At 73.3% G+C, this 15119-nt stretch carries 8 protein-coding genes; 5 read left to right on the top strand and 3 right to left on the bottom strand.

Features of this window, described 5'->3' with window-relative positions; translation table 11 throughout:
* The first annotated feature begins 455 nt into the window (after positions 1 to 455).
* Positions 456 to 1346: a glycosyltransferase family 2 protein gene (locus ACWGKU_RS26935; RefSeq protein WP_331768766.1), complete on the top strand. Its 891-nt coding sequence runs from the start codon at positions 456 to 458 to the stop codon at positions 1344 to 1346.
* Positions 1347 to 1693: 347 nt separating this feature from the next.
* On the opposite strand, the gene mobF is transcribed toward ACWGKU_RS26935, so the two are convergent.
* Entirely contained in the window at positions 1694 to 6754 is a 5061-nt protein-coding gene (gene mobF, locus ACWGKU_RS26930; RefSeq protein WP_331768767.1) for a MobF family relaxase, read from the bottom strand.
* Between the two features lie 352 nt (positions 6755 to 7106).
* On the opposite strand from mobF, the gene ACWGKU_RS26925 reads away from it, so the two are divergent.
* Positions 7107 to 7484 carry a hypothetical protein gene (locus tag ACWGKU_RS26925; RefSeq protein WP_331768768.1) on the top strand — a complete coding sequence of 126 codons (378 nt, stop codon included), beginning with the start codon at positions 7107 to 7109 and terminating at the stop codon, positions 7482 to 7484.
* A 346-nt stretch (positions 7485 to 7830) separates the two neighbouring features.
* Here ACWGKU_RS26925 and ACWGKU_RS26920 read toward each other — a convergent pair whose 3' ends face one another.
* The gene (locus ACWGKU_RS26920) at positions 7831 to 9396 is read right to left on the bottom strand and encodes an ISL3 family transposase (protein WP_331768769.1); all 1566 of its coding nucleotides are present in this window, start codon (positions 9394 to 9396) and stop codon (positions 7831 to 7833) included.
* A gap of 391 nt (positions 9397 to 9787) precedes the next feature.
* Complete coding sequence (locus ACWGKU_RS26915; RefSeq protein WP_401048086.1) at positions 9788 to 11665, bottom strand: eCIS core domain-containing protein; 1878 nt, start codon at positions 11663 to 11665, stop codon at positions 9788 to 9790.
* A gap of 419 nt (positions 11666 to 12084) precedes the next feature.
* Here ACWGKU_RS26915 and ACWGKU_RS26910 point away from each other — a divergent pair, with 419 nt between their 5' ends.
* The 3 genes from ACWGKU_RS26910 to ACWGKU_RS26900 are packed head-to-tail and all read left to right on the top strand — an operon-like array spanning position 12085 to position 15094.
* Positions 12085 to 12954, top strand: a complete 870-nt coding sequence (locus ACWGKU_RS26910) for a nuclease (protein ID WP_401048084.1) — start codon at positions 12085 to 12087, stop codon at positions 12952 to 12954.
* Positions 12955 to 12971: 17 nt separating this feature from the next.
* Positions 12972 to 13379, top strand: coding sequence for a sugar dehydrogenase complex small subunit (locus ACWGKU_RS26905; RefSeq protein ID WP_421813760.1), 408 nt, complete (start codon positions 12972 to 12974; stop codon positions 13377 to 13379).
* A 20-nt stretch (positions 13380 to 13399) separates the two neighbouring features.
* Positions 13400 to 15094 (top strand): GMC family oxidoreductase, encoded by a 1695-nt coding sequence (locus tag ACWGKU_RS26900; RefSeq protein ID WP_331768772.1) that lies wholly within the window; start codon positions 13400 to 13402, stop codon positions 15092 to 15094.
* Positions 15095 to 15119: the final 25 nt, after the last annotated feature.

Below are 15119 nucleotides of genomic sequence, written 5' to 3'. Positions count from 1 at the left end.
GTCCCTTTCCGGCCTGGACCACGACGCGCTCCACCGCGAGAGCGCGGCCAAGGCGCGCCTGTACGCCCGCCACGGCCTGCTGGCCGCCGACATCGAGGCGGCAGCTCGCCGCCTCGATCGCGCCCGGCCGACCGGAGACCGGGCGCACGCCGCCCCGGTGCGCCGCCAGGGCCTGACCGTCCTGATCGACGCCCCGAGGCCGGACCTGATCGCCTGGTACCTGGCCGCGGGCTGCCCGGACGCGGTGCTCCGCCGCGCGGGGGTCCTGACCCGGGACGCGCAGGAGTACGGCGAGTTCACCGAGCACATCGCCACCCGCCTGTGCCACCTCGCCCCCTGGCACGGCCGGCCCGTCGTTCCCAACGGCACCCACCGGACCGCCGCGCAGGAGGCCACCGACCCGTGCGATCTGATCGAGCATCGCATCCGATCCGCCGTCCATGCCCCGGAGCCGCATGACCAGCAGCCCGAAGCCCACCGTCGACGCGGTGGTCCTCACCATGAACGATCGCCCCGAGGAGTTCCCGCGGGCGATGGCCTCGCTCCTCGCCCAGGAGGGGGTCGACCTGCGCGTGGTCATCGTCGGCAACGGCTGCGAACCGGACTACGTGCCCGACGGCGTCACCGTCGTCACCGTGCCGGAGAACCTCGGGATCCCCGAGGGCCGCAACGTCGGAGCCGACCGCCTCGCCGGGCCCGACGAGGCGGAGTTCCTCTTCTTCTTCGACAACGACGCCATCCTGCCCGAGCGCGATGTCCTGGCCCGGCTCGTCGAGCAGGCCCGCCGCCACCCCGAGGCCGCCTATATCCAGCCGCGCATCGCCGACCCCGACACCGGCGTCACCGTGCGCCGCTGGGTGCCCCGGCTGCGGGCCGGCGATCCGAGCCGGCCCGGCACCGTCACCGCGATGGCCGAGGGCGTCGTGCTGATCCGCCGGGCGGACTTCGAGCGTGCCGGGCACTGGCCGGGCCGTTTCTTCCTGTACCACGAGGGCTTCGACCTCGCGATGAGGATCTGGGACCAGGGCCGCACCGGCTTCTACGCCCCGGAGATCATCGTCCACCACCCCGCCAGCGACCCCGCCCGCCACGCCCTCTACCTGCGCCTGGTCGCCCGCAACCGGGTCTGGGTCGCCTACCGTCGCCTGCCCGTACCGCTCGTCCCGATCTACATCACGTCCTGGATCGTCATCACGGCGATCCGCATGCGGCGCGACCGCACCGCGTTGCGCACCTGGTTCGCCGGGCTGCGGGAGGGGCTGCGCGGCGGGCACGGCGAGCGCCGGCCAATCTCGTGGGCCACGGTGTGGCGCCTGACCCGGGCGGGGCGTCCCCCGGTCCTGTGACCCCCGGCTCGCTCGTGTCCCAGCCCCGGATCCGTCGGTGATTCCGGTCTTCCGGTCCGGCCGTTGACGCCAGGGCTGCGGGACCGCTCACGCCCGGGCGGCCGCGAGCGGTCGGTCCCGCCAGGTCGTGGCCCCGCTGACGTGCGGCGTCACCCCGGGCGGCGCCGTGTCAGGGCGGCGGCGGTGAGGATCAGCTGGGCCGTCGCGTCCAGGGTGCTGTCGGGGCCGATGAGACCTCGTACGTGGGGTGGTCGCTCCTACGCGCTCCTGACCGTGGCTGCGGTCACATGAAGTGGTTCTGGCTCACCTCCGGAACGAGCCGGAACCGCTTCTCGTGGACAAAGCCACTACGGCCGGTACAAGGACGGGACACCGTCGCGGGGCAGGCGTTCGCGGCATCGGTGCACCGTCTGCGGACCACCCAGCCCGGCCTGCCGGCGCACGACGGTCTCCCGCTTCTCGGCCCGGCGCCGCTGGACGGCGGGCAGGCGTTCGGCCGCCTCGCGTCCGCGCTCGTCGACCGGCATCGCCGTACGCGCCCGCTGTTCGTCACGCAGGGCGTCGACCCGCAGGCGAAGGCGGCCGGCCCGGTCGCGGTACTCGCGGGCGGTGCGGTGGTGGTGCCGGGCGTCCTGGTCCACGATTCGGCGCAGGTGGTCGCGGTAGGTCTCGGCGCGGCCGCCGATCCGTGCCCACAGGTCCAGTGCGGCGTCGACGCCGGCGAGGTCGCCGATGTCGGCGAGCGCCTGGGCGCGGACGATCCGGTGGTGGTGCTCGGCCTGGAGCAGGGCCTCGAACTCCGCCTGCCGGGTGCGCTGCAGCTCGACGAGGTCTTCGCGCTCCCCATCCCGGAGCGCGGGACGGCCGGACGGGTCGGCGGCGGCGAGTTCGGCGGCCAGGCGGGCCCGGCGCCGGGTCAGGTCGGCGAGTGCGGCGTCGGCCGCGCGCAGCCGGCCGTGGCCGGTGACACGGTCGACGAGCGCCCGGACCTGCTGGTCGATGCGGCCGCCGGCGAGCATCCGGGCCTCGGCGCGGGCGGCACGGTCCTCGGCGTCGGCCACGGCCCGGTCCAGGCGCGCGGCGCGGTCGAGGACCGTCCGCAGGGCCGCGTCGAGTTCGGCGTCCGACCAGCCGCCGAACGGGCGTTCCCGCCAGGCCGGAACGCCGGCCTGGACAGGGCGCCGCCCGTCGGGACGCACGGCGGGACGCACGGCGGGCGGCCGCGCGCGAAGCCGTTCGGCGGCCCGGCCGCGGTCGGCGTCGGCCCTGGCCCGCAGACCGTTGGGGGCGGTGCGGGCCAGTCGCCGTTCGGCGGCGGCGAGCGCGTCGGCGGCCCGGCCGGCCAGGACGGTGTGCGCGTCCGCCCGGGTCTGCAGGGCGGACGCGCGGGCGCGCTGGTCGTCGGTGGCGGCCGTCCGGCGGGCGGCCTCGGCGCGGACCTGGTCGTCGTCGGCCAGTTGCCGGGCGCGGGCGGCCAGGCGCCGGACCGCGTGGACGGCGGCCAGCGCGTCGGCGGCCTCGGCCGCTTCGACGCGGGCGGCCCGTCCGCGTGCGGTGGCCCGCCGTCGTTGCTCCTCGTCGACGACGGTCGGGGCCGGACGGTTGCGCCAGGCGGTGATCGCCTGCTGGGCGAGGTCGTGGTCCGCGGCCTGGATCGGCTCCTCGGGACGGTCCCCGAGCGCCTGCTTCTCGTGTCCGTGGTCCCACAGGTCGCGGTAGGCGGCGACGAGCGCCGCCGCTCTGTCCCAGAGCGCGCGGTGGGGGTGGGCCGGGGCGGGTGCGGGGCCGAGCACGTCGAGCCAGGTGGGGCCGGTGGCGGCGAGTTCGGCGGCGTGCTGCTGCTCGTCGGGCAGGAGCTGGGCGGCACGCCACAGGCCGCGCTGCTCGGTACGCGCGGCGGCGGGGGCGTCACCGGTGGCCCGGGTGGCGCGGAAGCCGGCCAGGTCGCGCCAGGCAGCGGCGGCCGCGATCCGGTCGGCCCACGGGCGGGCCCGGTCGGCATCGGCGGGTTCGGGCCCGTAGGCGGCCGCCCAGCCGGTGCCGGTGTGGGCGTTCGCGCGGGCGCGGGCGGCGAGGCGTTCCGCCCGGACGGTGGCGTGGGCGGCGAGGTCGTGGGCGAGGGTGACGCGCCGGTCGCCGGGGTCGGCGTCGGGCAGCACCAGGCCCATCGCCTCCAACAGCGCGGCGCCGGGCCGGGCGCAGGGCGGGTCCCAGTAGGTCGGGGCGGTCGCGGGGCGGGGCGCGCCCTCGGGCAGGCGGAAGCGCTCACCGCGGTGTTCGACCAGGGCGTCGAGGCGGGCGACCACGATGGCGGCCAGGTCACGCAGCGGCCGGCCGGTGCGGTGGTCGGTCTCGTTGCCCCGATCGTCCGCCCAGGCGGCGCGCAGGAGCCGGTCGGTGTCGTGGCCGTCGTCGGCCAGGCGCGCGCAGCGGGCGCGCAGGGCGGGCCAGGCCTCGGCGGCGGCCAGGCGGGAGGCGGCGCGGCCGCCGAGCAGTGCGGCGATCGCCTGCTGCGCGGCTTCGGCGTTGAGTTCGTCGAGGACGTGGACGAGGCGGCTGGTGGAGATCGCGAGGGACTGGGCCTGCTCCTCCTGGCGGCGGGCGGTGGCGCTCGCGGAGAGCCGGGTGCCGTCCCGTTCGACGACGGCGTGCCAGATCTCGCGGGCGGTGCGCGGGTGGCCGGGTTCGCCGCTGTCCCCGTCGGGGGGCTCCTGGGTGATCAGGTAGGCGTGGTTGCCGTAGCGGCCGCGGGTGAGGGCCGGGTAGACGCCGTTGCGGTTCCAGCCGGTGTCGAGCAGGGCGCGGCCGACGTCGACGGTGACGCCCTGGCAGCGCGCGGAGGTGATCGCGTAGCCGAGGTCGACGGCGTCGGCGACGTAGGCCGGGGGCAGGGTGACGGTGCGGCGGGTCCGCTGGTGGCGCACGGTCAGGGAGCCGTCGGCGCCGACGGCCTCGACGGTCCAGGTGTCGCCGTTGCGCACCCACTGGCGCCGGTCGACGGTGGCGAGGCGGCGGTCGTTCACCCGGGTGACCACGATGTCGCCGGCGCCGGCGCGCCCGCGGGCGCCGAGGTCGGCCGTGCGCCGGTCGTCCACCAGGCCGCGGGCGATGCGGTCCTCACGGGCGAGGCGGGACAGCTCGGCGACGGCAGCGCCGGTGGCGGCGATCATGACGGAGGTCAGGCCGTCCTCGACGTCCCGCCGCCAGTCCTCGAAGAGCCGGCGCATGACCGGGGCGGCCGGGCCGCAGTGGATGCGCCCGCGCAGGTCGTACGCGTCGAAGGCGGCGCCGGCATCGCCGACGGACAGCCGGCGGGCCGCGTCGACCTCCCACTGGCGGACCGTGCCGCCCGGGTCGCGGAAACGGCGGACCTCGGTGAGGCGGACGACGGCGTCGGGGACGCTCTCCTCGATGTCGGCGAGCGCGCCGCCCGCTCCGGGCGAGCCGAGCTGGCGCGGGTCGCCGATCGGCAGCAGCCGCCCGCCGGCCTGCCGGACCTGGCCGAGCAGCGCGGCGAGATCGGGGGTGGAGGCCTGCCCGGACTCGTCGACGATGACGATCGTGCCGCTCTGGAGCGTCCAGTGGCGCAGGCCCCGCCCGTACCGCTCGGACATGGTCCGCCACCTGGCGATGTTCTCCGCCCGGATGCCCGCCTCGGCGGCGAGCAGGTCGGCCTGGACCTGGCCGCCGGCCAGCCCGATGACGGGGATCCGATGGGCATCCGCGACCTCCCGCACCAGACGCATGATCGTGGTCTTGCCGGTGCCGGCGGGGCCGACCACCCACGTGGCCCGGGTGTCCGCTCCGAAGATCCGGCGGACCGCCTCGCGCTGCTCGTCGGAGGGAGCGAAGCCACGCCCGCTCTCGCCGGCCGCGAGCACCCGGTCGACCTGCTCGGCCGTCAGGCGGTGCACCGGCACGGGGGTCGTGGACGCCTCGGCAAGGCCCCGCTCGGCGGCCCGGATGCCGTGGGAGGTCCACACCCGGGATCCGATCTCGGCGAACAGCGACGGACGGTCGTCGGAGCGGGCGTACCGGGCGGGCAGGGGGACCGCGTCGGGCGGGGTCAGCAGCTCGCACCGGACGGGGCTGAGGACGCCGTCGACGACCCGGACGAGGACCCGGTGGTAGTCCTCGCGCAGGTGGGCGCCGACCGCGGTGAGCCGACGGCACGCCTCGGCCTCGACGTTGGCGCGCGTCCAGGTCGCGCGATGGCTCTCCAGCTCGGCGAGCACCGCGTCGATCGCCCTCGGAACGACCATCGGGTCGGGGCCCGGGGCGGGGTGGGTGGCGCAGGTACGGGCGGCGGCCCGCAGCAGCTTGTCGGGACGCCTGATGCCGTACGCCTTGGCGCGGCGGCGCCACTGCCGGCGCTCGCCGTCGACGGTGGTCGCGGTCTTCGCCGGACGGGACCGGAGAGTGGCGGCCTGGGCCAGCTTGTACTGCTCGGCGCGCTCGGGCGCACGGCCCTCCCGGGCCGTGAACTCCGCGATCATCCCGGTGAGGGCCCGCTCGGTGGCCTCGCGGCGCTGGGAGAACCCGCGCACCGCGCCCAGGGACACCCCGAGGAACTCGCGCACCGGTCGCTTCGCGGGCCGGATGCTGTCCTGGCGCGCCCCGGCGCGGACGCCGAACTCGGCATGCATCTCGCGCTCCAGCTCCGCGGTGTAGGCCTCCGAGAGGGCGACCGCGATCCGGTGCAGATGGCGCGCGTCCAGGGCCAGCCAGCGGCCGTCCTCCACCCGCACCTTGCTGCTGATCGCCAGGTGCCGGTGATACGCCGGATCGGCCGCCCGGCTGCTGCGGTGGACGAACACGCAGGCGATGAAACCCTTGGCACGGACCTGCACCTGGGAGGCGGGCGTCGGGCCGGTCCGGGTGATGCACGCCTCGCGCTCGACACGTTCGAAGATCCGCCGGAAGGCGCGCTCCTCGACGGCCTCCAGCCGGGCCCGCTCCTCGTCGTCGGCGCACCCCCACAGCACGCTGAAGCTCTTCACCGGGGAGAACACCATCTCCCACCCGCACCGGGCGGTCCGGTTGCCCTCCGTCTCGGCCTTCGCCCGCAACTGGAGCAGCCGCTCCTCGGTGGCCCGCGGCTCGGCGGCGGCGTACCGCTCGTACAGCTCCTCGGCGCTCGGGTAACGGCTCCAGCGCCGGCCGAGCGGGCTCCCGTCGACCGGACTCAGGGCGTCCTTGAACAGGGCGTCGGCGGCCTCCTGGGTGACCCGCCGGCCGGCGATGCCGAGCTCGGCCGCCTGCGCCCCGAGCCACACGCCGGGGGTGTCCCCGCCACCCTCCCAGTGGGCCGCCAGCGACCGCGCACCGGTCCTCACATCGTCGCCGGCGACGGTGGAGAGCAAATAGTCGATGCCGCTGCCCGCACTGATCGGGTGAAGGGTGATCACCGGCCGGCCCCGGCACCGTCCCGACGCACCGCAGCGCCGGCGACGTACCGGTCTCCCGGGCGGCCGACGGAGCAGGGCACCTGGCGCACTCCTTCGGGATCAACGGCGGATAGCAAGAGGTGTGCTGTTCTTGATCAGGCTAGTTGCCCGTCCGCTCTCGCTTCGGCATCTCGTCCGTGTCCGCTGCTCTTCGTCGATCGCCTCTCTCCCCTCCTGGTTGTCCCTCCGTCACCTTCCGATCTGCTCGTGATCGGGCACTTCCGGACCGCGTATTCCTTCTGCCGAGCGACGACGCGGGGCGGCTCACCCGAAGGTGCTGTACTCGGGCACGGTGGGACGCCAGGATCGCGCCATGACCTCACGCAGGAACGAGCAGATGATCGACCGGCGCGCCGCCCTGAAGCAGCGCCAGGATCAGGAACGCGAGAACCTCCGGCAGCGGCAGACCCGCCAGACCTCCGCCCTGACCGCGATCGACAGGGCCAAGGAGCGCGTCGAGCTGGCCCAGGGAGAGCTCGCCAGAGAGCTGGAAAAGGCCGTGCCGCTCTTCGACGGCGACATCGAGGAACTCGCGGAAACGGCCGGGATCCCCAAACGCGATGTGCAGGCCGCGCTGAAGGGCCGGAAGGACATCTCCGCACGCATGGCGAAGCTCACCTTCCCCTCCCCGACAGCAGCCTCGGCGAGCGACGAAAGCCAGGACGCGGAACCCGAGCCGGCCGACGCCTGACCACCGCACCGGACGGTCCGCTGCTGTCCGCGCTTCTCACCGACCCCGGCGGCGCACTCGTGCGACGCCTCACCGCCCACGGCATCCCCAGCCGCCCGGGCCGCCGCTCTCGTGCAGCTCGCGCAGGACATGCCCCCGGCCGTCCTCGCCCCCATGCTCGGCCTCAACCTCATCACCTCACCCTCACGCGATCGCTCCCGGGCCGCGACCGACTGGACCGCCTACCTCCAGGCCCGGGCTGCGGCGTCATCACCTTCGCCGGGTGTCAAGGGACAGTGGGATCTCCCCGGTGGCGGAAAGCTGATCGGATCTGATCAACATTTCGGGATCGCCCAGCGTGACTGGCTTAGGTCGTCAGGAGTATCCGGCGACGCAGCAACGGGAAGCTGGCACGTCCATATCCTTGCCTTTTGAGGTATTTGATCCGGTTGACGTGACCCTCGACCGGGCCGCTGTTCCAGCGCAGGGTGAGGCCGGCGGTCACGGCGTCGAGGTCCTGGCGCAGGTGGCGGGCGAAGTTGCGCAGGGGCGGCAGGTCGGTGGCCTCGGTCTGCTCGATCCACTCGGGTAGGTGCTCACCGTCGAGGTTCTTCATCATCCGGGCGAAGTCGCGCACCCGTTCGGCGGCGGTGGCCAGTTCGGGGCAGCGGGCCAGGAGGTGCTTGAGCCGGAGGGCTTCGTCGCTGGTCAGGGCGTCGGGGTGGCGGGTGAGCCAGCCGGCGGCCTGTCGGACGGTCAGCGTGGTCGGCAGCCTGGGTGCCGGTGCGGGCGAGGAACGGAACGGCTCCAGCCAGCGTCGGACGCTGCGGTTGCTGCCCCGGTAGCCCAGGGCCTGGATCTCGCGGAAGAGCAGTCCGCTGTCCGTGCAGCCGTCGTTCCACCGCTGGTTCAGATAGCCGACCCACGGGGCGAGCGCGCGGCCACCCTGCCTGGATGGGACCAGCAGTTCCTCGACCGCGGGGACGTGAGCGTACTTGCGGACGGTCTTGCGGTCCAGGCCGAGCAGCTCCGCGATCCGGCCGATGCCCACACCCTTGCCGTACAACTCCTTTACGGTGGCGAAGCGTTCACGGGTCGTGCTGGCCCGCCTGCCGTCCGGGAGCTGCACCTGCGGTTCAGGGGCAGGGGCGGGGTTCTGGGCCTGGTCGTCCGGGTTCTTCAGGCAGGCGCGGTGGGCGATCACGCACTTCTCGACCGTCTCGGCGAGGTTCTTCCACAAGTGAAAGCGGTCTGCCACTTGCACCGCGTCCGGTGCGGCGGTGCGGACGGCCTCGGCGTAGGCGCTGGCCCGGTCGCGGCACACGATCTCGGCGCCGGGATGCTTGCGCAGCCAGTCGGCCAGGGTCTCGGCGGTGCGGTCGGGCAGCACGTCGATGGGGCGGCGGGCCTCGATGTCGATGAGGACGGTGGCGTAGACGTGGCCGCGCTTGAGGGCGAAGTCGTCGACGCCGAGGACCCGCGGCGCCCGCTGGAGCGGCGGGTCGGGCAGCGTGCGTATGAGGTTGAGCAGGGTGTTCGCGCCGGCCCGGCAGTGCAGGTGCTCGGCGAGTCGGCTCCCGGCACGGCCGGCGAGTGCGAGCGCGACCGCTTCCAGCACCTCGCGCTGGAGCAGGCTGCGACGGCCGTAACGGAACGTCAGACCTTCGACCTGCTCGGCGAACGTCCGGCGCGGACAACCGGGCGCCTCGCAGCGGAACCGGCGTACCGACAGGGCGATCGTCGCGGCACGGCCGCCGACGGCCAGGTCGGCGATCCGCCGCCGGTAGCGGTCGTGCACCCGGGCCGAGCCGGCACCGCACCCCGGGCAACATGCCTGCTCGGAGGCCGAACGAGCAGTGATCCGCAGCCCCGTCTCCGCGACGCGGACCTCCTCGACCACCAGGCCGGACAGCTGCGGGAGCAGCAGCTTCAACGTCTGATCACATAGCACTACTGTTCAAAGATCGACCTGATGATCAGTCACGCTGGGCGATCCCGAAATGTTGATCAGATCCGTCTGCCGCGTCCGCTGACAGCCGGGGCGATCCATCGGATCGACATGCGGTTCTGCTCGGGGAAGTGCCGATCCCGGGCCTACCGGCGGCGCGCTGCCCGCCGGGCCCGCCTCGCAGCGTGACGTCAAGCCGTTGCGGAAATCGGTGGGCTACCGGACGGTATGACGCCCGGACGTCACGTTCCAGGCCGTGTGGAACCAGAACTCTCCGGAGGTGGGCCCGTGTTCAACGCTGTACGTACTGTGATGACCTTCGCCGTCGACCCCGCGGTGTCGGCCCGGTGGTGGGGGCGGCGCCGGCCGGCACAGGTCAGACGGTCGCGGCCGGGGCGGGCTCGGTGGAACCGGCCTGTCGGTGCTCGTACCGCTCCTGGGCCAGCGCCTCCACCCGGTTGCGGAACGCCGACTCCGGCCCCGTGCCCCACTCGTGCATCATCACCAGCAGCTGGTTGAGTACCGTGTCGTACTCGACGAGCGTGCTGCTGCCCTCCGGGATCCGGCTCGCCAGCTGCGAGAGCCGCTCGTAGTCGCCGTCGGCCGTCAGTTTGGCCCTGAAGTTGGCGACGTACGTCGAGAGCTTGTCGCCCTTGGCGTAGTTCAGCTTGTTCCTGATCAGTGCGGTGTGCGATTCCGGGATGGTGGCGCTCTCCCGGGCGAGCAGTGCTTCGAGTTCGCCGATCCGGGCCGTCCGGTGCTTGGCCAGGGCGATGGCCTCCGCCTCGCTCATGCTCAGCGGGAGCATCAGCATGACCGCCGAGTTCCCGTACGTCCGGTGCGTGGCGACGTGCGTGAGCTCGTGGACCAGCGACCCCGTGCGCTCGACGGTCCCGTCCGGCTGGGTGAGCCCGTGCTTGACCGTGTAGGCCTGCCCCGCCGGCCCGCCGAGCTTGGCACCCGCGCCACCGGCCTCGAAGTTGACCTGGTCCGTGCCGGTCAGCACCTCGGTCAGGATCCGCTTCAGGGTGCCGTCCGTCAGCGTGTCGCGCAGCGCCTCGATCCGCGCCAGGTCCCGGCGGACGAGGTAGGCCTTCTGCTCCGGGGTCAGCGCGTGGACCGCCCGGCTCATGAGGTCCTGGACCAGGGCGCTGAGAACTCCGAGGTCCTTGCCGTCCGGCGTCGCCGCGTGCCTCGCGAGCAGGTCGTTCGCCTCCATGAGGTGGACGAACCCGCCGGACTCGTCGTCGCGCCGCTGGTAGCGCTCCAGGCAGTCGTAGATGGGCTGCTCCTGCCGGGCCTGGCGCATGGCGGTCTCGACGGCGACGTCCAGGGCCATCCCGTTCTTCTCGGTGGCCGCCTCGTTCATGAGATCGAAGGTCGCGTTCTTGCGCGGGCCGTCCTTCAGTTCCTCCTGGGCCTTGAGGCACAGTTGGACGATCGCCTCCAGTTGCTGCGAGCGGACGGAGAACTGCTGTTCCGGAATCGCGTGGAACCGCTCCAGCGCCGCGTCCAGCTTCTTCAGCGCACCGGGACGGATGCTCTTCTTCACAGAGCTCCGCTGCTTGAAGGCCTCCACGCTCATCAGACGGGCGATCGGCAGGGCCTCCGAGGGCCGGCTCCCCCGTTCGGGGGCCGGCACCGCCGGGGCCAGCGCCACCGTGGCCATCCCGCTCCCCGCCATCACCCGCCGGGCGTTGGCCTCGGCTTCGCGTTCGAAGCGGTCGGAGGGGTCGGACACCCGCAGGCCCGCGCCGTTGTCCGTGCCCGCGACCGGACCCCGGCGCTGCTGGATGACGTGCGTCAACTCGTGGGCCAGGGTGTGCTTGTCGCCGCCACCGTCACCGAGCACCACATGGTGGCCGCTGGTGTACGCACTGGCGCCGACCTCGGCGGCGGAGGCCTTGGCGGCGCTGTCGTCATGGATCCGGACGTCGGAGAAGTCGGCGCCGAAGCGGTTCTCCATCTCGGTGCGGGTCGCACCGTCGAGCGGCCGACCGCCGGTCCGCAGGACCTCGAACACGGTGGAGCGCTGCACCGCGAACCGTGCCGAATCCCCCTGTGCGAGGTGCCCGGCGTGCAGCACCCCGCCCCGGCGCATCATCTGCACGACGGCGGCGTTCCCGACCGAGGCCTGGAGCGCGAGCAGGCTCCGCCCGGTTGCCGGAATCTCTCCCGCCGGCCGCTTGGACGCAGCCGTACGCTGCGCCGCCTGCAGTCCGTCCCGCTGGTCGTCGCGTTCCTGTGCTCGCACTGCCGCTCCTGACCCCGGGTGGCGACGACGTGGCCGGGTCGCCACGGTGGCCACCGCACACTCACGGCCCAGGATCCCACCCGGCTCGCCCCGCAAGGACGGCCGTACCCCAAAGGGCACCGAACTCTGCCCGAAAGCCCCTCGCCCGCCGGGCCGCACCGCTTCCTCAGCCGCCGACTTCGGCCGGCTCTCCGGAACGACCGCCTACGACGGGAGCGGGTCGGCCGGGGGCGGCGACCGTCACGCCCGGCCGGTCGAACCTGCCGTCCACCGGTCGGTGGACGGCACGGGTGGGGCTACCGGCAGCGAGTCCGGTTCGGGCGCGCCGGCCGCCTGCCAACTCGCCGACGGGACACTTCCATGGTTTGCCGACGAATCACCTCACAATGGGTCGCGACTCGACTACGAGAGGCGACATCATGCCGATGATCCTCATCAAGGGCAGCTACCTGATCAAGGGCTTCGAACCGGACGGCGACACCATCCGCTTCCTCCCCGACGACCTCACCCTCTGGTCCAAGGTCCCCGGCGGGGTCAAGGTGAAGGACGGTGGCGCCAGCTTGCGGCTGGACGGGATCGACGCCCTGGAGACGCACTACCAGGGCGTCGGTCCCGAGTTCGCCCACCAGCCGCTCGACCTGGGCGCCCACGCCGCCCGGGATGTCCTGCTGGCCTGGCTGGGCTTCACCGACGTCCAGCGGGGAGGGGACGAGAAGGTCACCTCCGCCACCCCGGAGACCGTCTCCGGGTACATCCTCGCCAGCGGCGCCGACAAATTCGGCCGCTGCGTCGCGTTGGTCGGCAGGGGCACGCCGGACCCGGACGCCGCGAGCGGAACGTCGGTCATGGTCACCGTCCCGATGCTGCACCAGACCGCCAACCACGAACTGCTGTCCCGTGGCCTGGTCTACCCGACGTTCTTCTCGAACCTGCCGGAGGAACTGCGCCTCGACATGGCCGCCACCGCCCGACAGGCACGGGCCATGAAGGCGCCCGACAGCGTCTGGGCCAACGACGTCACCCACACCGGCGCCGTGATCGAGGACCTGGGCAGCCTCACCGACCAGTTGGTCATCCTGCCGAAGCTGTTCCGCAGCCTGGCCGACTACCTGCGGCTCTTCGGCCCCTCCCTCGACGCCTTCCCCGCCTTCCTGGCCGGCAAGGACGACGAGTACTTCTTCTCCGACCCGAGGTTCACGACCAAGGGCCTGCAGCACGTCGTCGACGTCATCGGCAACACCGTCAAGCTGCGCCCCGCCATCGAGGACATCGTCTTCCTCGAGAAGTGAACGGGAGGACGCCCACCATGCCACCCACTGCCGACTTCCGCGGCCTCTCCGAACACCTCACCGGTACGGCCCCGCTCGACGCCCGGCTCTCCGACGCCTTCCAGCAACGCGTCCTCACCGCCTACCCCCCCGATCTCCCCCGCCTGCTCACCGCCTGGACCACCGCGACGGGCGCGCCGGACCCGGGCAAGGACCTCCAGGACACCCTGGACGCCGACGCCGCGCTCGCGCTCACCGCGCGCGCCGTGATCACGGTCTGGTACACCGGGCTGTTCCCCCACCCGGACGAGACGCCGGATCCCCCCGGCACCTCCGCACAGTGGCGCTCCGGCCTGATCTGGAGCGTGATCGAGGCCCACCCGGGCTCCGCCGCACCGCAGCCGCCCCAGCCCAGCGGGTACGGCCACTGGACCCAGCACCCCTGAGCGAGCGAGGAACCGACCCCATGGACTTCGATTTCGACCTGGTCGTGGTGGGCGCCGGCGTCGCCGGGGCGCTCACCGCCTGCACCGTGAAGGCCGCGAAACCCGGCGCCCGCGTCCTGATCCTGGACGCCGGGAACAACGGCCTCGACGCGACGCAGCGGGCCGCGTTCGTCGAGGCCTACCAGCTCTCCCCCGGCAAGGGCGTCCCGACGCCCTACGCCGATCTGCTGAACAACAAGGACGGCTTCGCCCCCTCCCAGGACGGTGTCAGCAATCCGGTCGTGATGAACCAGTACTACGACCAGAGCGGAACCACCGACCTGTTCAAGAGCGGCTTCCAGCGCATGACCGGCGGCAGCACCTGGGCCTGGCGCGGCAACACCCCCCGCTGGCTCGCCAACGACTTCCGGCTGAACACCGTCTACGGTCGCGGAGTGGACTGGCCCTTCGACTACGACGAGTTGGAGCCCTACCTCGTCCGGGCCGAACAGGAGTTGGGCGTTTCGGGCGACGACGCCGAGTGGGCGTCCCTGACCCGGCGCAGCGCCGACTTCCCGATGCCGGCCATCGCCCCGAGCTACGGGGACCTGGTCGTCCGCGAGGCGCTGGCCGGCATGCCGCCGATCGACAACGTCGACGTGGTCCCGATCACGACCCCGCAGGCCCGCAACTCCCGGGAGTACCAGGGGCGCAGCTCCTGCCAGGGCAACTCCAGCTGCCTGCCGATCTGCCCGTCCGGGGCCAAGTACGACGCCGGGCACCACGTCGGCAAGGCGGTCGCGCTCGGCGTCGACCTCAAACCCGCGTGCGTGGTGACCAAGGTGGTGCCCCAGCAGGACGGCTCCTCCACCGTCGTGTTCAAGGACTGGACCACCGCCGACCTCGCCGAGCAGAGCGTCACCACCCGGCAGCTGGTGCTGGCCCTCAACGCGGTCGAGATCCCCAGGCTCTGGCTGATCTCGGGCCTGCGGAACACCAGCGACCAGGTCGGCCGCAACCTGATGGACCACCCCACCGACGAGGTGGTGGGCCTGCTCGCCGAGCCGGTCTTCCCGTTCCGCGGTCCGCAGAGCACGCTCGGCATCGAGAACTTCCGGGACGGCCTGTTCCGCAAGGACACCGGTGGCTTCCGGATGACGATCGGCAACGACGGCTGGGGCCGTACCCAGTCACCGGAGGCCGCGCTCGACGCCCTCATGTGGGACAAGGCCGCCCGGAAGATCCTGCTGACCGGCGCGAAGCTCCAGGAGGCCGTCAACCACCGGGTCACCCGGATGCTGCGGTTCAGCTACTCCACAGAGCAGCTGCCCAACCCGGACAACCGGGTCACGCTCTCCGACAAGCGCGACGTCCTCGGCCTGCCCCGCCCGAAGATCGCCTACCGGGTCGACGCCTACTCCAAGGCCGCGCTCACCTACGGCCACAGCGTCGCCCACCGGATCTGGCAGTACCTCGAAGGCACCGTCGGCGCCACGGAGATCGCCCCCGCCGCCCCGGCCGGGACGTACAAAGGCTCCGGCCACCTGATGGGCACCATGCGGATGGGGACCGCCGCGGCGGACTCCGTGGTCGACCCGTCCGGTCAGTCCCACGACCACCCGGGCGTCTGGGTCGTCGGCTCCGCCGTGTTCCCCACCGGTGGCACGTCCAACCCCACCCTCCAGCTGGCCGCCGTCACCCTGCGCACCGCCGACGCCCTCGCCGCCGCCCTGTAGGGCGGTGGGGCTGCCGAACGACCGG

Source organism: Kitasatospora sp. NPDC054768 (assembly GCF_053612025.1).
This window is presented reverse-complemented; position numbering and strand designations above follow the sequence as displayed.